Genomic DNA, 17,898 nt, shown 5'->3' on the forward strand with positions numbered 1-17,898 from the left:
GTTCTACCCCTTAACGCACACCACCTGACGCAGGGTGTGCAGCACTTCCACCAGCTCGCGCTGGGCGTGCATCACTTGGTCGATGTCCTTGTAGGCCATCGGGATTTCATCGATCACCGCTTCGTCCTTACGGCACTCCACATGGGCGGTCGCGCGGATCTGGTCGGCCAGGGTGAAGGTGTTCTTGGCCTTGGTGCGGCTCATGGTACGCCCCGCGCCGTGGCTGCAGGAGCAGAACGCCTCCTCGTTACCCAATCCGCGGACAATGAAGCTCTTGGCCCCCATCGAACCCGGAATGATCCCCAGCTCGCCCTTCTTCGCCGACACCGCCCCCTTGCGGGTCACCAGCACCTCTTCACCGAAGTGGCGCTCCTTCTGCACGTAGTTGTGGTGGCAGTTGACTGCCTCCAGCGCCACCTCGAAGGGCTTGCTGATCACCTTGCGGGTGGCCTGGATCACCAGTTGCATCATCAGCTCACGGTTCTGCCGGGCGAAATCCTGGGCCCAGGCCACCGCTTCCACGTAATCGTTGAAGTGCTGGCTGCCTTCCTCGAAATAGGCCAGGTCGCGGTCCGGCAGGTTGGCGATGTGCTGGCGCATATCGGCTTGGGCCAGGTGAATGAACAGGTTGCCGATGGCGTTACCTACGCCACGGGAACCGCTGTGGAGCATGAACCAGACCCGGTTGGCCTCATCCAGGCAGACCTCGATGAAGTGGTTACCCCCGCCGAGGGTTCCCAGGTGCTTGCGGTTGTTGCTGTTGGCCAGGGCCGGGTACTTATCGGTGATCGCCTTGAAACGTGGGTGCAGCGCAGCCCAGGCCTGGTCGGCCTGATTCGGCACGTCGCCCCAGGCGCCCTTATCGCGACCGCTACGGGGCGAGGTACGACCGTGAGGCACCGCCGCCTCGATGGCGCTACGCAATCCGGCCAGGTTATCCGGCAGGTCGGAGGCGGTCAGCGAAGTACGGGCGGCGATCATTCCGCAGCCGATATCCACCCCGACCGCAGCCGGGATGATCGCGCCCACCGTGGGGATCACGCTACCGATGGTCGAACCCTTACCCAGGTGCACGTCGGGCATCACCGCCAGGTGCTTGAAGATGAACGGCATCTTCGCAGTGTTCATCAATTGCTGGCGGGCTTCGTTTTCCACCGGCACGCCCTGGGTCCACATCTTGATCGGCTTGCCGTTGGCGACTTCCAGCAGTTGGTAGGTCTTGTGTTCCATGTCGTTGACTCTTTTTCCTGTGGCCGCGGATACGGCCTTGTTCAATAGGGTGCGCAGGAGCCGGGTCGCAGCAGACGATCTCGGGAGTCTCTTCGCTGGCAAGCCAGCTCCTACGAAATTGCGGTGTTCGGTGCAAACGGCGACAAGTGGAGGTGAAACATGCAGCGCGCTCTGCCTCTGAGCTAGCACCTTGCGGTGAACGGGACTCGAACCCGCGACCACGCTGTCCTGTAGTTCCACCGGCATTCGCCGGGTCAATCGGTGCAGGCCGGGCCTGCGGGCAGCGACAAGGGAACAGGCACATTTGCTCTACCGACTGAGCTACAGACTTGCGGCTGGCGGGGTTCGAACCCGCGACACGATGTAGTACCCGTGGCATTCGCTGCCATCCCGCCGAGGCGGGGGGAAAAGATGCGACGACAAGGAGTCGATGAAACGGTGCACTCGCGTTCTGACCATTGAACCACGGCGCCGTTTTCCGGCACCGGCGGGAATCGAACCCGCATCTCGAACCTTGGATGTAGTTCCATCAGCATTCGTCGCAAAAACTGCAAAAAAGGTGGCACGACAAAAGAAGTGACTGATCGCCGGATTCGAACCGGCTTAACCAATATGTACAGCCACTGGCATTCGTGCCGTCACCGGCCCTGACAAGAGTTGCTGAGACGCCTTTGGATGTAGTCACAGCGGCATTCAGGGCCAATGAGCAAAAAATCTGTGGTGTGCGCCGGCTGGCCGGCGCACGGTGTGTTTCATCCTCTACCGATCAGCGTTACATCGCCTCGATCGCCTTTACCCAGTGCTGCGCACCATAATTGCCCGCAGTGAACTGCTCGATCACATCGAACACCGCGTCACTGAAGCCGCCGACGTTGAGGATGTCCTCGCGGTCCGGTGCCTGGGTCGTGGCCCCGGGCTGCATGTCGATGCACACCAGCTTCGCCTGCGGGTTGATGGCCCGGATCCGCTCCCACTGGCGCATCGTTTCCGTGGCGCCGTGGCGCCGCGCATCGATCCACGACTCGTTGTCCGAGACCAGGATCAGCGTGTCCACGCGGCTCTTGGCGTTGGCCAGCTGCGCCAGGGGCGCCGAGCAGTTGGTCCCCCCTCCGCCGATGTTCGCCAGCTTCTGCGCGTTGCTCATCACGCTGTCCCGCGGGTTGAGGTGGATGTTCACCACCCCACGCTCGAACGGCATGACCCGCGCCGCCGGCTGCTTGCGCAACACCGCGGCCGCCACCAGTGCCGCCACATCGATGCAACGCACCGCGGTGGTGGCGCCCTGGCGATAGCCAGTGACCGGACTGTGCATCGAGCCCGAGACATCCGGGCAGACCACCACGTTGCCCGCCAGCGCCGGCACGTTGGCCAGGGACAGCTCCAGGGCATCCTGCAGCGCCTCGCGGACCGGCTGCGGCACCTCGTCACCGGCCATGCGGTAGGCCGCCAGCAACTGGTACGGATAGACCCGGGCCTTGGCCACCTCCCCCGCATCCGCCAGCCGCGCCGCCACGTACTCGGTGCAACCCGGCACCTGGAACGCGCCGTGGCGGGCCAGGGTATTGAGGTTCATGCGCAGCCCCTGCCAGCCCATGTTGCGGGCCTGCCCGGCCCATTGTTCGGCGCTCAGTGTCTCGTTGCCGAGCAACTGGAACGGCACCTGGGGCACTTCCCGGGTCGCTCCGCTGCGAAACGCCAGCAGGTCCCGGGTCAGCTCAGGCAGCGCCTGCACATCCACCGGCTTGCCGATCAACCAGGCAAAGAAGGCTTCACGCCAGGCCTCGCCTGGCTTGGGGTGAACCATCTTCACCACGTCCGCCAGGGACGGCTGGTTGCCGATCGAGGCCTGCAACAGCTGACGCTCGGTGGCGCTGTTCAACCAGTTCTGCACCAGGCGCTTGGGCTGCGAACCCAGGGATTTGCGCCCGGTCACGCCGCTGCGCAGGATCTGCACGAAGTTGCGCAGCATCTTGCCGTTGTCCACCACCTGGGCGAACAGCTCCGGCACCAGGGCCGAACGTTGCGCGGTCAGCGCCGCCAGCAGCAGCGCCGGCATGTCCTTCATATGGCCTTGCTGGCGAGCGTAACGGGCGGCCTGGGCGACGAAGCGGCTGTCCAGCTCGCTCACCAGTTGCAGCACCGCTTCCAGCTGGCCTTCAGGCGAGGTGTAGAAGGTCGAGTTCAAGCAACCGGTAACCGCCAGCTGGGCCAGGCGATGCTTGGCGTTGTAGGCATAGGCCCCGGCCTTGGAAGCGTTCAGGGTGGTGCTCGCTGGCGCTTTTGCCTGTTGGGTGTTGAACAGCTGGAAGTTGGCCATCTTGGCGTCTCGCTCTGTTGTCTTGTTCGTTGCCAGAGATATTGCAGCCGCTGTGCCAGGTTTTGATTTTCCAACAAATTATTTTTCAACTCATTGATTTATAAGGTTTTTATTTTTTATCACTTTTTCATCACGTATCCGGAAAGACAAACGCCTCGATAATTTTATATCTTTGCTTATCGTTTTTTATCTCCAGGTATAAACATGTCGAACAAGCCCACGGTCGCCATAGGTTTTGTCGGTTCCACCCTCGATCGCGTCGGCAAGGGTGCCAACCGCTGGAGCCATTGGCGGCCCACGGTCGGTCTGTGCCAGCAGCAGGATGTGCTGATCAACCGCCTGGAACTGATCCATGGCCTGGACGCGCGGGATGTCAGCCTGGCCGAACGGGTGGCCAACGACGTGCGCCAGGTGTCGCCGGAAACCGAGGTGCGCCTGCACCCCATGGGCCTGAACAATCCCTGGGATTTCGAGGAGGTGTACGGCGCCCTGCACGACTTCACCAGCGCCTACCCGTTCGACACCGAGCGCGAGGACTACCTGGTGCATATCACCACCGGCACCCACGTGGCGCAGATCTGCTGGTTCCTGCTGACCGAGGCGCGCTACCTCCCTGCCCGGCTGATCCAGACCTCGCCGGCGCGGCGCCGCGACCCGGACCAGCACGCCACCGGCACCCACGCCCTGATCGACCTCGACTTGTCGCGCTACGACCGCATCGCCTCGCGTTTTGCCCACAAGCGCCTGGAAGGCCTGGCCTTCCTCAAGTCCGGGATCGCCACCCGCAACCCGGCATTCAACCGCTCCATCGAGCAGATCGAACGGGTCGCCGTGCGCTCCAGGGCACCGATGCTGCTGATCGGTCCCACCGGTGCCGGCAAGTCGTTCCTGGCCCGGCGCATCTATGAGCTCAAGCGTGGCCGGCACCAGGTGCAGGGGCGCTTTGTCGAGGTCAACTGCGCCACCCTGCGCGGCGACGGGGCCATGTCGGCACTGTTCGGCCATATCAAGGGCGCCTTCACCGGCGCCCAGAATGCCCGCGAAGGCCTGCTGCGGGCGGCGGATGGCGGCATGCTGTTTCTCGACGAGATCGGTGAACTGGGGCTGGACGAACAGGCCATGCTGCTCAAGGCCATCGAGGAGAAGCGCTTCTTTCCCATGGGTTCGGACCAGGAGGTGCAGAGCGATTTCCTGATCATCGCCGGCACCCACCGCGACCTGCGTGGCCGGGTGGCCCAGGGCCTGTTCCGCGAGGACCTGTATGCGCGGATCAACCTCTGGACCTTCAACCTGCCGGGGCTGGCGGGGCGCCGCGAAGACATCGAACCGAACATCGATTTCGAGCTGGAGCGTCACGCCCGGGAACAAGGGCAGCTGGTGCGCTTCAACCTTGAAGCGCGGCGACGCTACCTGGCCTTTGCCAGCTCCAGCGAAGCGGCGTGGCTGGGCAACTTCCGCGAGCTGTCGGCGTCCATCACCCGCATGGCCACCCTGGCCGACAGCGGGCGCATCGACCAGGCCCAGGCCGAGGAAGAGATCCAGCGCCTGCGCCACGCCTGGGGGCTGGAGAACCAAGAGGACGAACTGCAGAAACTGCTGGGCGACGATGTGGAGCTGGACCTGTTCGACCGCCTGCAACTCAAGGCAGTGATTGCCGAGTGCCGCCGCGCCGACAGCCTGTCGGAGGCGGGGCGCCGGCTGTTCGGCGTGTCACGCCTGGGCAAGGCCAACCCCAACGACGCCGACCGCCTGCGCAAATACCTGGCGCGTTTCGGCCTGGATTGGAAACAGCTGTAGCCGCTGGCGCAGGCTGTGCAGCAGACGCCGCGATCCTGGGGCCTCTGCGCGATCGGCGGGAGATCGCCAGGCAAGGTCCTGCGGACCTTTGCGCAGCTTCGCGGGCTCAGCAGCGGCTACAGGGCTGCGGCTGGGACGGCGAAGACGCCGCTGGCCCGGGCCACTTCCCGTTCGCCGACCCGCAGCACCAAGGTGGCAAAGGCCATCTGCCGGCCACGCTTGGCATGCTCCAGGTGCACCTCGATCCATTCCCCGACCTGCACCGCCCCCAGGTAGTCGAGGGTCATGCTGGCGGTGATCAACGGCAAGGGCGGATCGCTGGAAAACGCCATGGCGTAGCCCATGCCGATGTCTGCCAGGGTGGCGATGATGCCGCCATGTACCGTGCCCCGGCCGTTGGCGTGCCGGGTATCGGCCCGCAGGCCGACGCGCAGTTCGCTGCCACTGCCGCAGCCGTAGACCGGGCCGATCAGTTCCAGCAGCGGGCTGCTGCGGGGCAAGGGGGCAAAACCTGGGGGGATAGCCGACTCGCGCATGACGCACTCCTTGATCTGCGCCGAAACACCGTCGTCCCGGGCTGCCACAGGTGTAGTCCTGAACCCGCGCCGCGCCTATCAGCATCAGCCAGGAAAATTGTCGTCGATAAGCCAAGCCGGGATCGTGGTCTTTCCCCGAACGACGGTAAGATGCGCACCTGCGACCCTGTCGCCGATTCATCCCTCAAGGAGCCCCCATGCAGCATCAGGACGATCACCCTGCAAAATTCCGTCGACTGGCCCTGGCCCTGTTCGGCGCCCTGGCCCTCAGCGCCTGCTCTCCCGGCGACCACAACAGCAGCGCCGTGGCCTTGGGCGGGGCCCAGGGCAAGGCCGGCGCGCAATTGGCCTATGAGCATGAGCTGACCCTGTCACTGCCGGCCGCGCAGATCGGTCCGCGCCTGGCGCAAACCCGCGAAGCCTGCGAGAAGGTCCAGTTCGGCCCGTGCAATATCCTGCGCCTGGAACAGGGCAAGTACCGTGCCCAGGTGACGCTGCGAATAGTCCCGGACGGTGTGGAGCCCATCGTCCAGCAGGCCTCCCAGGGCGCGGAACTGGGCGAGCGCATCACCAGCGCCGAAGACCTGGCCGATGCCGTGGCCGATGTGCAGCGCCAGCAGCAGCGGCTCAAGGCCCAGCAGCAGCGCCTGGACGAACTGGCGGCGCGCAAGGACATCAGCGTCAGCGACCTGATTGCCCTGAGCCGGGAACAGGCCGGCATCGAGAACGACCTGCAGGCCCTGGCCCAGACCGCCGCCGGCCAGCAACGCCGCCTGGACACCAACCTCCTGACCCTGAAGTTCCTGCCCAGCGACGGCGTCCAGCGCGAATCCAGCCTCAAGCGCGCCTTCAGCAACCTGCTGGACAACCTGGCCGACGGCACCGCCGAGGCCCTGGAGAAAGGCAGCTATGTGCTGCCCTTCGTGATCCTGGCCTTCCCCCTGGTGCTGCTGTGGGTCTGGCTGTGGCGCAAATTCGTACGCCGGCGCCCCTGACCCCACCCGTAGGAGCCGGCTTGCCGGCGAAGAGGCCCGCAAGCCCTGCACCGCCCTGGCAAACGCCTTCGCTGGCAAGCCAGCTCCTACAGCAAGCAGGCACATCCCGGAGCCCCACCCCGTAGGAGCCGGCTTGCCGGCGAAGAGGCCCGCAAGCCTTGCACCGCCCTGGCAAACGCCTTCGCTGGCAAGCCAGCTCCTACAGCAAGCAGGCACCTCCCGCAGCCCCACCCCGTAGGAGCCGGCTTGCCGGCGAAGAGGCCCTCAAGCCTTGCACCGCCCTGGCGAACGCCTTCGCTGGCAAGCCAGCTCCTACCGCACGCAGGCGGTCAGGCTTGCAGCGCCAGTTGCAGGCGCTCCAGGCCAATGCCGAAGCCGGCACCCTGGCGATAGGCGCCTGCCCCCACCACTTGCTGCTGCGCCCCCAGGCGCGGGCAGCGCACTTCGAAACCCTCGCCATTGAGGTAGTAGGTCAGGCCGCGCTTGACCCCGAGGTTGAGCTGGTATTCCAGGCCCAAGGCGTCGAGAAAGCCCACGCACAGCGCCCGCGCCTGCTCCAGGGCGCGCTGCGGATCGGGGCCGAGAATCTCCAGGCCCAACTGGGTGAACTCGCGGTAGCGCCCGGCTTGCGGCCGCTCGTAGCGATAGCAGCGGGCAACGTAGAAGAAGGCCGCCTGCTCGCGCCCCGCCAGCAGCTCGCCGGCGGTTTCCTGGAACAGCGCGGTGGCTTCCGGGATCAGGCAGCAAGGCCGCCCGGCCTTGTCGTTGAAGGCCCACATCTGGCCGATGACTTCGCTGCCGCCGGCCTTCTCGATAAAGGTGTCCTGGCCCCACAGCGCCGGGACAATGACTTCTTCAGCGCCCGCTTCGATGAAGCCAGCTCCGGAAGCGTCCTTCCAGGGTGCGCAGGGTGGCGGCTTGTTCGCCGGTGATCATTCGAGTGCCACGTAACATGGTCATGGGTCATTCCTCTGGTTTTTTGACAGGCAATAAAAAAGGCGCCTTGTGGGGCGCCTTGGTTTTTTTCATCGAAGGTCAGTGCTCGCGATTGCTCGATGACTGACAGCTCGACGCGCACAAGCGACCACGGCCCCGGAGATGAGGTCGATGGTGATGAAGGCGGGAGACGAGCCGGGAAAAATTCATGGCGCATCCTGCCACGCCGCCCCCGGGCCTGACAAGCAAGCACCTGCGCCCCGCACAACAGTGCCCTCTGTGGAAGCCGGCTTGCCGGCGAAGAGGCCCTGCATCGCCCTGGCGGCCGCCTTCGCTGGCACGCCAGCTGCTACAGCGGGCGTTGCAGGCAGCGCTGGTAGCGTTCGTCCACCCGTTTGGCGAACCAGGCAGTGGTCAGCTGGCGGGTGATCTTCGGGCTCTTGAGTTCGATGCCGGGCAGTTGCTGGCGCGGTACGGGCTTGCCCGCCGTGCGATCGGCCAGGGCGAACACCTGACGGTACAGCTCGGTTTCTTCGAAGTCCTGGCGGTCGCCCTTCTCCAGCTGGGCGCGGATCTGCGGGTTACGCAGCCCCAGCTGCTTGCCCAGGGTGCGCACCGCCAGTTCGGTGCTGCCGGGCATGACCGAGCCGTAGCGGATCAGGTCGCCATCCAGCGCCAGCCTGATCCCGCTGGCACGGCTCACCGCGCTCTGGAACGCCGCGTTGCGGCTGGCGTACCAGCCGGCGTTGAAATCGGCGAAACGGTACAACGGCTGCGGGTAGTCCACCGGGTAGCCCAACAGGTGGGCGATGCCGAAATACAGGCCGCCGCGGCGGCTGAAGACCTCATGACGGATGGAGTCCTGCACCGGGTAGGGATAGCCCTGGGCATGCTGCTGGGCGAACTCGATGCTGACCTGCATCGGCCCACCGGTGTGCACCGGGTTGAAGCCGCCGAACAGGGTCTTGCCCAGGGGCACCATGCCGATGAAGTCATCGAAGATCGCACTCAATTCCTTCTCGCTGCGGGCACTGGCCAGGCGCTGGCTGTAGGACTGGCCGTCCGGGCCGCGCACTTGCAGGGCGGCGCTGACCAGCAGCGCCGGCACATGCACCTTGGCCGCGCGGCGGTCGATCTCTTGCCGGGCGATGCGCCCCAGGCCCGGCACCGTCGGGTCGACCTGGAAGGTGGATTCCTGCTCGGTCACCGCCAGCACCGCGCACAGGTTGCTCTGGCTCGGCTCAAGGCCCTGGGCGCTGAAGGCCACCTGGATGTCCCGGGCCCAGCCCGGGCGGTCCGCCACCTGGGCCGGCAGCAGGCGCAGGATCCGGGCCTGGGTCTGTTCGGGGGTCAGTGTTGGTGCCTGGGGGCCGCGCTGGCTGGCGCAACCGGCCAGCAGCGACAGGCCCAGGAAGCAACTGAGAAGACGAGAGGAAATCATGGGGCTCCGCGAGATGGCTGGGCGAGGGCCGTGCAAGTAAAGCAGCGGCTGGGGCGTTCGACCAAGGAATGCGAGCGCTGTTCCCGCCGCGGCCCTTGTAGCCGCTGCCGCAGGCTGCGCAGCAGACGCCGCGACCCTGAGGCCTCTGCGCGATCGGCGGGAGATCGCCAGGCAAGGTCCTGCGGACCTTTGCGCAGCTTCGCGGGCTCAGCAGCGGCTACAGGCTAGAATCCTTCTATTGGCGGTGTGGCTGGGTGTATTTTGATGACCCCCGACCTCGGTGTGGCGCCCAGCCCTGACCCCGCGCCTGCCCTCAATGGAGTGATGCCCGGATGTTGACCCTGGATTTCCTGATCACCAGCCTGATCGTCGTGCTGATTCCCGGCAGCGGCGTGATCCTGACCATTTCCACCGCCCTGGTGGCCGGCAAGCGCGCCAGCCTGTTCACCGCCATCGGCTGCACCGCCGGGATTGTCCCGCACCTGCTGGCCTCGATCCTCGGCCTGTCGGCCATCCTGCACTCCAGCGCGCTGGCCTTCCAGGGCCTGAAGTTCGCCGGCGTCGCCTACCTGCTGTACCTGGCCTACGCCACCTGGCGCGACCGCTCGGCCTTCGCCGTGGACAGCAACGCCGTCAGCCATGGCCCCGGCGCGCTGATGCTCAAGGCCTGCCTGCTGAATATCCTCAACCCCAAGCTGACCCTCTTCTTCCTGGCCTTCCTGCCCCAGTTCATCGCCCATGACGGCAGCGACCCGATCCCGCAGATGCTGCTCCTGAGCGGCGTGTTCATGGCCATGACCTTCTTCGTGTTCGTGCTCTATGGCCTGCTGGCCAACCTGTTCCGCACCGCGGTGATCGAGTCGCCCCAGGTGCAGAACTGGCTGCGCCGCAGCTTTGCCGCAAGCTTCGCCGGGCTCGGCCTGAACCTGGCCTTCGCCCAGCGCTGAGCCCGGCGGCAGCCGCCTGCATGACCTTGATCGTCTACCGAGGGCAAGCCCATGAATTGCAGCGACGTACTGATCATCGGCGCCGGCCCCACCGGCCTGGTCCTGGCGCTCTGGCTGCGCCGGCAGGGGGTCAAGGTGCGGATCATCGACAAGACCCCGGGCCCGGGCACTACCTCCCGGGCCCTGGCGGTGCAGGCGCGAACCCTTGAGCTGTACCGCCAGCTGGACCTGACCCGGGCCATCGTCGAGCGCGGCCACCATGTGCCGGCGGTGAACCTCTGGGTCAAGGGCGAGCGCGCCGCCCACCTGCCGCTCAACGCCATCGGCGAAGACCTGACGCCCTACCCCTTCCTGCAGATCTTTCCTCAGGACGAACACGAGCAACTGCTGATCGAACGCCTGGCGCTGCAGGGGGTGGAGGTCGAACGCAACACCGAGCTGCTGGCCTTCACCGACCACGGCCACCTGATCAACGCCCGCCTGCGCGGCCCCGACGGGCGCGAAGAACACTGCCAGGCCTTCTACCTGGCCGGCTGCGACGGCGCCCGCTCCACGGTGCGCAAGACCCTGGGCACCAGCTTTCCCGGCGGCACCTACCAGCAGGTGTTCTACGTCGCGGATGTGCAGGCCAGCGGCCCGAGCATCGACGGCCAGTTGCACGTGGACCTGGATGACGCCGACTTTCTCGCGGTGTTCCCCCTGGCCCAGAGCGGCCGCGCACGGCTGATCGGCACGGTGCGCGACGAGCGTGCCGAGCACCCGGAGAACCTGCGCTTCAAGGATGTCAGCCAGCGCGCCATGCGCCAGCTCAAGGTCGAGGTGGCCCAGGTCAACTGGTTCTCCACCTACAAGGTGCATCACCGGGTGGCCGAGCAGTTTCGCACCGGCCGGGTGTTCCTCCTCGGGGACGCCGCCCACGTGCATAGCCCGGCCGGCGGCCAGGGCATGAACACCGGGATCGGCGACGCCATCAACCTGGCCTGGAAACTGGCAGCGGTACTGAGCGGCAAGAGTGCCGAACGCCTGCTGGAAACCTACGCCACCGAACGCATGGAGTTCGCCCGGCGCCTGGTGGCCACCACCGACCGGGTGTTCAGCTTCGCCACCGCCGACGGCCCGGTGGCCTACCTGGCGCGCACCCGCCTGGCGCCCCTGCTGCTGCCGAAGATCGCCGCCTTCGACAGCGCCCGGGAGTTTCTCTTCCGTACCGTGTCGCAGATCACCCTGAACTACCGCGGCATGCCCCTGAGCGCCGGCGGCGTCGGCCCGGTGCACGGCGGCGACCGCCTGCCCTGGGTGCGCGATGGTGAACACGACAACTTCGACAGCCTGGAGTACCTGGGCTGGCAGGTGCATGTCTACGGCGTCACCAGTGACGCCCTGCGCGACTGGTGCACCGCGCACCAGGTGCCGTTGAGCACCTTCGACTGGCGCCCGGCCCATGCCGCCGCGGGGCTGGCGCGCAACGCCTTCTACCTGCTGCGCCCGGACACCTACGTGGCCCTGGCCGAGCGCTCGGCCGACCCGCGCGTGCTGGAGCGCTACTTCCGCGAACGGGAGATCTCCCCGCAGAGCGCCGCCCCCTCCCTCAAGCCCCGATGAAAGGCTGCTTGATCTGCCCCCAGCGCCGGGCGAACTGCTCCGGCGTGGCCGCCGCGATCCGCTTCAGGTCCCGGGGGTAATCCACACCGGGGGCCTCCTGGGGGCGCCAGGCACTGAACTGGCCATTGCTGGCCCGCAGGATGTAGCCGCTGTCCTGGCACTGCTCGCTGACCAGAAACAGCACCCCCGGCGTCACCCAGTCCGGCTTGAGTTCCGGCGGCTCCTCGCTGACGCCCCACATGCGGGTCTTGGCCACCGGCGACACCGCGTTGACCCGGATCCCGTGCTCCGCCCCTTCCTGGCCCAGGGCATTCATGATCCCGACCTGGGCCATCTTGCCCGCGCAGTAGGCCAGCAGCCCCGGCTGGGCATATTCCGGGTACAGCGCACGGTCGGAGGTGGTCAACAGCAGCCTCGGTGCGGCGGACTGCCGCAGATGGGGCCAGGCATGCCTGGCCAGCCAGATGGGCGCATACAGGTTGATCCCCAGCATGCGCTCGAGAAACCCGGCGTCGGTCTGCTCCAGCGCCTGGTAGCCAACCCAGCCGGCGTTGTGAATCAGGATATCCAGGCTGCCAAAGGCCTCCAGGGTGCGCTGCACCAGCCCCTGGCAACCGGCCTCGGTGCCCAGGTCGGCGGTGTCGGCCAGCGCCCTGGCACCGCTGGCCCGCAAGGCCCGCACCGCATCATGGGCGACACTGTCATCCGCCCCGCTACCGCTGCCGTCACTCCCGCAATCGCTGATCACCACCTGGGCACCACGACGGGCCAGGGCCCGTGCATAACTCAAGCCCAGGCCGCGCCCGGCGCCGGTGACAATCGCCGTTCTGCCGCTGAAATCCATGCTCTTCCCTCCCGTGTGAATTCCAGGGTAACAGCATGAAAATCAGTGACTTAATACTAAATTCCAGGTTCTGTGAGAGGTTTTTGATATCAATGAATTCGCTGTGAAACCATGAGCCTTGGGGTTTACAGTCCCAAAGCCCCCAGCCAGGAAGCATCGCCATGATCGAAACGCGCCTGTTGCGCCAGTTCATCGCCGTCGCCGAAGAACTGCACTTTCACAAGGCCGCCACGCGCCTGCACATGGCCCAGCCGCCCCTGAGCCAGGCCATCGCCCGCCTGGAGGAAAAACTCGGTTTCAGCCTGCTGCGGCGCAATCGTCGAGGCGTGCTCCTGACCCCGGCCGGGGCGGATTTTCTGCACAGCGCCCGGCGCACCCTGGCCACCCTGGAACAGGGCATCGAGCAGGCGCGCCATATTGCCCAGGGCCTGGCCGGCAGCCTGCGCGTCAGTAGCCTGTCACTGGCCGGCTACCCGAGCTTGCTCGCCAGCCTGCGGGGCTTTCGCCAGGCCTTGCCCGAGGTGCGCCTGGAACTGCGGGAACTGCCTTCGGCCGAGCAGCTCAAGGGCCTGCTCGGCGGCGACATCGACCTGGCGTTCATGCGTGAGCTGCCGCTGCCCGAAGGGCAGATAGCCTCGCGCCTGATCCTCGATGAGCCGATCGTCATCGCCCTGCCCCACGACCACCCCCAGGCCCAGGCGCCAGAGGTGGACCTGCGGGAGCTGGCCAACGACGACTTCGTGTTCACGCCCCAGGCCCTGGGCAGCGGCTACCACAACCAGCTGATGGCGCTGTGCAGCGCGGCCGGGTTCACCCCGAAGGTGGTCCAGGAAGTGGCCCGGGTCCAGACCCAGCTGGGCCTGGTGGGCTGCGGTTTCGGCGTGGCCCTGGTACCCCGCTCGATGGCCGATGCGGTGCTGCAGGGCAGCGTCGCCTACCGCCCGCTGCGGGCCATGGGCACGCAGCCCGGGCCAAGCATCGGGCTGTACATGAACTGGCACCGGGACAACCCTTCGCCACAGCTGCAGCGATTCATGGCCTTGCTCGACGCCGGGCCCGGGGCCTGAAGCGGCCGTGCAGAAGGCCTGCGCGACCGCCACCGGGCCTTAGAAGTCGGCCTTGACCGACAGGGTGAGGTTGCGCGGGTCACCGTAGAAATTGCCGAAGCCTTCGGTGCCGATGGTGGTGTAGTAGCGCTTGTCCAGCAGGTTGTTGCCGTTCAGCGCCAGGGACCAGGTGTCGTCGATGCGATAGCCGATGCGTCCGTTCCAGATCGCATAGCCGGCCTGGCGGATGTGGTTGCCGCTGGTGGGCGAGACTCGGTAGTTGTCACTCTGGGCGTTGACCCCGGCCCCCACGGTGAAGCGCTCCAGGGCACCGCCCAGCTGATAGTCGCCCCAGACCCGCAGCAGGTGCCGCGGCACATAGGTGGTGAACGGCAAGCCGGTGTTGGCGCTGTTGGCGTCCTCCAGGGTCTTGGTCTGGGTGTAGGTGTAGCCGGCCAGCACTTGCAGGTGTTCGATCACCTCACCGCTGAGTTCCGCTTCAAAGCCCTGGGCGCGGACCTTGCCCGAGTTCAGCGAGCAGGTGCTGTCCGGGCAGGCCGGGTCGTCCTGCTGCGCGTCCTGCTGGATGGTGCGGAACAGGCTGAAGGCGCTGTTGAGGCGGCCATCGAACCACTCGCCCTTGATCCCCAGCTCATAGCTCTTGCCCACCAGCGGCTTGAGGGAGGCGCCGTCCAGGGTCCGATAGCTGCCCTGGGGGGTGAAGATGCTGGAGTAGCTGGCATAGGCCGTGAGGTTGTCGTTGAGGTCGTACAGCACCCCGGCGAACGGCGTGACCTCGCCGGTTTCCTTGGATCGGGCACTGCTGGGGGTGCGCGTATCGCGCCAGTAGGCCACCGAATCGTTCTGCGACTTGTACCAGCTGACCCGGCTGCCCATGACCAGGGTCAGCGGGTCGGCCAGCTTCAGGCGCACAGTGGAATACAACCCTTGCTGCTGGATCCGCAGATCAGTGGGGCCGCCCCGGGTGGAGTTGCTTTCGTAGTAGCTGTCGTCGGGCTTGGGCAGGTGGTGATCGGGGTCCAGCACATTCTGCCGCTGGGGCAAGCCGGCCACGGCGTAGAAGTCGTCCTTGATCGAGCGGCTGGCGTTGGCGCCGAAGGTCAGCTCGTGCTCCTGGCCAAAGGCCTGGAAGTGCCCGTCGACATAGGCATCGAAGCCGTAGTCCACCTGGTCGTAGTCGTAGATGCTGCCCAGCATCAGGGTGCTGGAACGGCTGGCCCCCACCGGCACCGAACCGCTGGGGAAGGCGTACTCGATATCCTGGGTATTGCGGGTGTAGACCCCGGCCACCTTCAGCGCCCAGTCGTCGTTGAGTTGCTGGCGCAGGTCGGCGAAATAGGTCGCGCGCTTGCTGCGCGAATTGTTCCAGGCGGTGTTCAGGCAGGTGGAACGGCCCAGCTTGAGGTCGCTGCCGTCGCTGTAGCGCGGCAGGCCGCCCCAGCACGGGCGCGAGTCGACGTCTTCATAGGCCATGCCCAGGCCCAGGGTGGTGGCGTCGCTGAGGTCGAAATCCAGGGCGCCGTAATAGACCTGGTCCTTGCGATCGCCCAGGTCGTAGAAGTACTGCCGGGTCTGCTGGGTCACCACCGCCCGGCCGCGGACGGTACCGGCATCGTTCAACGGCCCGCCGGTGTCCACCTGGGCCCGGTAGTTGTCCCAGCTGCCGGCGGACATCGTCAGTTCGGTGTGCGGCGTGGCCTGGCCGCGCTTGCGCACGAAGTTCACCGAGCCGGCAGTGCCGCCCGCGCCCTTGAGCATGCCGGCAGCGCCGCGCAGGATCTCCACCCGGTCATAGAAGGCCATGTCGCTGCTGAAGCTGTCGGCCTGTACGTAGCTGCTACCCATGTCCAGGGGCACGCCGTCGTACTGGTACTGGCCGGTCATGCGAAAGCCCCGGGAGTAGAAATACTTGCCGCCCATGGGCGAGTCGTAAAGGGTGATGCCCGGAGTCTTCTCCATCACCTGGTCAATGGTGTTGAGGTTCTGGTCATCGAGCATCTTGCGAGTGATCACGGTCACCGACTGCGGGGTTTCCTTGAGCGAGTGCTGGCCCTTGCCGATGGTGACCGCGCCGGTGGTGTAGGAACCGGAATACTCGGTGGTGGCCCCCAGCTCCTGGCCCTGCACCTGGGTGGTGCCCAGCTCCAGAGCGCCGCTGCCCTGGGGCACGGGGCGCAGCACGAAGCTGCCGTTGCTCTGTGGCTCGGCCTGCCAGCCGCTGCCGGCGAGAATCCGCGCAAAGCCTTCCTGTACCCCGTATTCACCCTTGAGCCCCGCCGAACGCAGGCCGGCGGTCTGCCGGGCATCGAAGGAAATTGCCGCGCCGGCGGCGCTGGCGTAACGGCTCAGCACCTCGGTCAGGTCACCGGCGGCAATATCGAAGCGGCGCACCGCGGTCTGTTCGCTGGCCGCCACTGCGGTCAACGGCAGCAGTGCCGCCCCGTAGACCGCCAGTGCGCCCCAGAGCCCGACCTTGATCGCCTGGGCCAACTTCGACTTGTGAACATCAGACATGCTTTGCCTTCCCCGCTAACGAAAATGAATCCACTGGGGGATAAGCCGGACCAGGAGGGGCAAACATGCAAAGACCCTTGAATTTTTTTTCGCCCCGCGGATTCAACCCACGCGGCTATCGGAAACCCGTACCCAGTAGCGGGTGTAGCGCTTGATCTGCAGGGAGAAACCGCTTTCCAGCGCCGCCAGGGCGCGGTCGGTGTCATCGATGGGGAAGGCCCCGGAGATCTTCAGCCCGGCAATCTGCGGATCGCACTGCACAACCCCGCGGCGGTAGCGCGACAGGTCGGCCAGCAATTCCCCCAGGGGGCGGTCGATGGCGATGATGCTGCCCTGGCGCCAGGCACCCACCGCGGCATCGTTGGGCCGCAGCGCGGCAAAGCCCCCGGCGCTGAACGCCAGTTGCTGGCCGGCCTCGACCCGACGCGGCGCAAGGCCTGCGCCCAGGCTGACCTGCACCGCGTGCTCCAGCACCGCCACCTGCTCCTCACGCTCATCGCTGCGCAGCACGAAGCGAGTGCCCAGGGCCAGCACCTCGGCGTCCCGGGTGAAGACCCGGAACGGCCGCTGCAAGGGATCGGCAGCGGTGCTGACCAGCATCTCGCCCCACAACAGCTGCACCTTGCGTTGCTGACTGTCGAACTGCACGTTGATCGAGGTGTTGGTATTGAGCAGCAGCGAAGTGCCGTCCGCCAGGCGCACTTGCCGGCGCTCGCCGATCTGGGTCCGGTAGTCCGCCAGCAGTTGCTGGGCACTGTCGCTGCGCCAGCCCAGCCAGCCCAGGGAACCGGCCGAGGCCAGCACCACCAGGTTGCGCATCAGCTCGCGGCGCGAGCGCCCTGCCCCGCGCAAGGTGGAACCGGCCAGGCCGCCGGGCAGCGCCGACATCTGCTCGCCCAGTTGCTGCATGCGTTCCCACGCCTGGCGGTGCAAGGGGTCGGCGGCCAGCCATTCGCGCCAGGCGGCCTGCTCCTGCTCGCTGGCGCTGCCGGAGCGCAATTGCGCGTACCAGCGTGCCGCGCCGCTGATGGCCTGGCGCTCGCCGACGCTCAGTTGCAGGCCGGCGAAACTCATGACAGCTGCATCCGCATCTGCATCAGGCAGCAATGCTCCATGGCCTTGGCCATGTAGTTGCTCACGCTGCGCACGGAAATCTGCAGGCGCTCGGCGATCTGCTCGTAGGTCAGGCCGTCGCACTGGGACAGCAGGAAAGCCTGTTTCACCTTGGGCCCCAGGCCATCCAGCAGCCGGTCGATTTCCATCAGCGCCTGGAACAGCGCGCTCTGCTCCTCCGGCGACGGATGCTCGCCCTCGGGCACCAGCGCCAGGGCTTCGAGGTAGGCCTGTTCCAGGGAACGCCGGCGAAACAGATCGATCAGCAGGCCCCGGGCAATGCGCGACAGGTAGGGCCGCGGCTCACGGATCTCCACTGCGTTGCGCGCCTTGAGCACCCGCACGAAGGTGTCCTGGGCCAGGTCGGCGGCATCGAAGGCGTTGCCCAGGCGCTGGCGCAACCAGCCCTGCAGCCAGCCATGGTGATGGGTGTAGAGGTCGGTGACGGCACAGCGCAGGGATAAGTCGTCGGCGGGCATGACAGTAAGGATTCATATTTGATAATGAATCGCATTGTCATGTAGAGGCGGAAGTCTTGGCAATAGCCACGAACGCCGGG

At 66.3% G+C, this 17,898-nt stretch carries 14 protein-coding genes; 5 read left to right on the top strand and 9 right to left on the bottom strand.

What is annotated here, in order from left to right:
- Nucleotides 1–3 precede the first annotated feature (3 nt).
- Both AC1RCO_RS28315 and AC1RCO_RS28320 read right to left on the bottom strand, forming a co-directional pair.
- Nucleotides 4–1,230, bottom strand: a complete 1,227-nt coding sequence (locus tag AC1RCO_RS28315; protein WP_011060602.1) for an RtcB family protein — start codon at nucleotides 1,228–1,230, stop codon at nucleotides 4–6.
- A gap of 772 nt (nucleotides 1,231–2,002) precedes the next feature.
- Nucleotides 2,003–3,547: an RNA-binding protein gene (locus AC1RCO_RS28320; RefSeq protein WP_125063393.1), complete on the bottom strand. Its 1,545-nt coding sequence runs from the start codon at nucleotides 3,545–3,547 to the stop codon at nucleotides 2,003–2,005.
- Nucleotides 3,548–3,751: 204 nt separating this feature from the next.
- Between AC1RCO_RS28320 and rtcR the strand changes: the two genes are divergently transcribed.
- Nucleotides 3,752–5,344 carry an RNA repair transcriptional activator RtcR gene (rtcR, locus tag AC1RCO_RS28325; protein ID WP_065363581.1) on the top strand — a complete coding sequence of 531 codons (1,593 nt, stop codon included), beginning with the start codon at nucleotides 3,752–3,754 and terminating at the stop codon, nucleotides 5,342–5,344.
- Nucleotides 5,345–5,460: 116 nt separating this feature from the next.
- On the opposite strand, the gene AC1RCO_RS28330 is transcribed toward rtcR, so the two are convergent.
- On the bottom strand, nucleotides 5,461–5,880 hold the full coding sequence (locus AC1RCO_RS28330; RefSeq protein WP_401333837.1) for a PaaI family thioesterase: 420 nt from the start codon (nucleotides 5,878–5,880) through the stop codon (nucleotides 5,461–5,463).
- A gap of 197 nt (nucleotides 5,881–6,077) precedes the next feature.
- Between AC1RCO_RS28330 and AC1RCO_RS28335 the strand changes: the two genes are divergently transcribed.
- Nucleotides 6,078–6,875: a DUF4349 domain-containing protein gene (locus tag AC1RCO_RS28335; RefSeq protein WP_401333840.1), complete on the top strand. Its 798-nt coding sequence runs from the start codon at nucleotides 6,078–6,080 to the stop codon at nucleotides 6,873–6,875.
- Nucleotides 6,876–7,204: 329 nt separating this feature from the next.
- Here the strand turns inward: AC1RCO_RS28335 and AC1RCO_RS28340 are convergent, their stop codons facing one another.
- A complete protein-coding gene (locus tag AC1RCO_RS28340) occupies nucleotides 7,205–7,747 on the bottom strand; it encodes an ATP phosphoribosyltransferase regulatory subunit (RefSeq protein ID WP_041117318.1) in 543 nt (180 codons plus the stop codon).
- 413 nt (nucleotides 7,748–8,160) lie between these two features.
- On the bottom strand, nucleotides 8,161–9,252 hold the full coding sequence (locus tag AC1RCO_RS28345; protein ID WP_015635084.1) for a DUF1615 domain-containing protein: 1,092 nt from the start codon (nucleotides 9,250–9,252) through the stop codon (nucleotides 8,161–8,163).
- A 332-nt stretch (nucleotides 9,253–9,584) separates the two neighbouring features.
- Between AC1RCO_RS28345 and AC1RCO_RS28350 the strand changes: the two genes are divergently transcribed.
- Together AC1RCO_RS28350 and AC1RCO_RS28355 are read left to right on the top strand one after the other, a co-directional pair.
- Nucleotides 9,585–10,199, top strand: a complete 615-nt coding sequence (locus AC1RCO_RS28350; RefSeq protein ID WP_011060595.1) for a LysE family translocator — start codon at nucleotides 9,585–9,587, stop codon at nucleotides 10,197–10,199.
- 51 nt (nucleotides 10,200–10,250) lie between these two features.
- Nucleotides 10,251–11,801, top strand: a complete 1,551-nt coding sequence (locus AC1RCO_RS28355) for an FAD-dependent oxidoreductase (RefSeq protein WP_492618266.1) — start codon at nucleotides 10,251–10,253, stop codon at nucleotides 11,799–11,801.
- Here the strand turns inward: AC1RCO_RS28355 and AC1RCO_RS28360 are convergent.
- Entirely contained in the window at nucleotides 11,788–12,645 is an 858-nt protein-coding gene (locus AC1RCO_RS28360; RefSeq protein WP_015635082.1) for an SDR family NAD(P)-dependent oxidoreductase, read from the bottom strand. The genes AC1RCO_RS28355 and AC1RCO_RS28360 overlap by 14 nt on opposite strands.
- 161 nt (nucleotides 12,646–12,806) lie before the next feature.
- Here AC1RCO_RS28360 and AC1RCO_RS28365 point away from each other — a divergent pair, with 161 nt between their 5' ends.
- The gene (locus AC1RCO_RS28365) at nucleotides 12,807–13,712 is read left to right on the top strand and encodes a LysR family transcriptional regulator (RefSeq protein WP_492618267.1); all 906 of its coding nucleotides are present in this window, start codon (nucleotides 12,807–12,809) and stop codon (nucleotides 13,710–13,712) included.
- A 39-nt stretch (nucleotides 13,713–13,751) separates the two neighbouring features.
- On the opposite strand, the gene AC1RCO_RS28370 is transcribed toward AC1RCO_RS28365, so the two are convergent.
- From AC1RCO_RS28370 to AC1RCO_RS28380, 3 genes are all read right to left on the bottom strand, one after another.
- Nucleotides 13,752–16,226: a TonB-dependent siderophore receptor gene (locus tag AC1RCO_RS28370; protein ID WP_401333848.1), complete on the bottom strand. Its 2,475-nt coding sequence runs from the start codon at nucleotides 16,224–16,226 to the stop codon at nucleotides 13,752–13,754.
- Nucleotides 16,227–16,328: 102 nt separating this feature from the next.
- Entirely contained in the window at nucleotides 16,329–17,300 is a 972-nt protein-coding gene (locus AC1RCO_RS28375; protein ID WP_065363575.1) for a FecR family protein, read from the bottom strand.
- Entirely contained in the window at nucleotides 17,297–17,818 is a 522-nt protein-coding gene (locus AC1RCO_RS28380; protein WP_492618268.1) for a sigma-70 family RNA polymerase sigma factor, read from the bottom strand. Before AC1RCO_RS28380 ends, AC1RCO_RS28375 begins: the two co-directional genes overlap by 4 nt.
- Nucleotides 17,819–17,898: the final 80 nt, after the last annotated feature.

The sequence above is a fragment of the Pseudomonas sp. GW823-FHT03E05 genome, assembly GCF_058796855.1.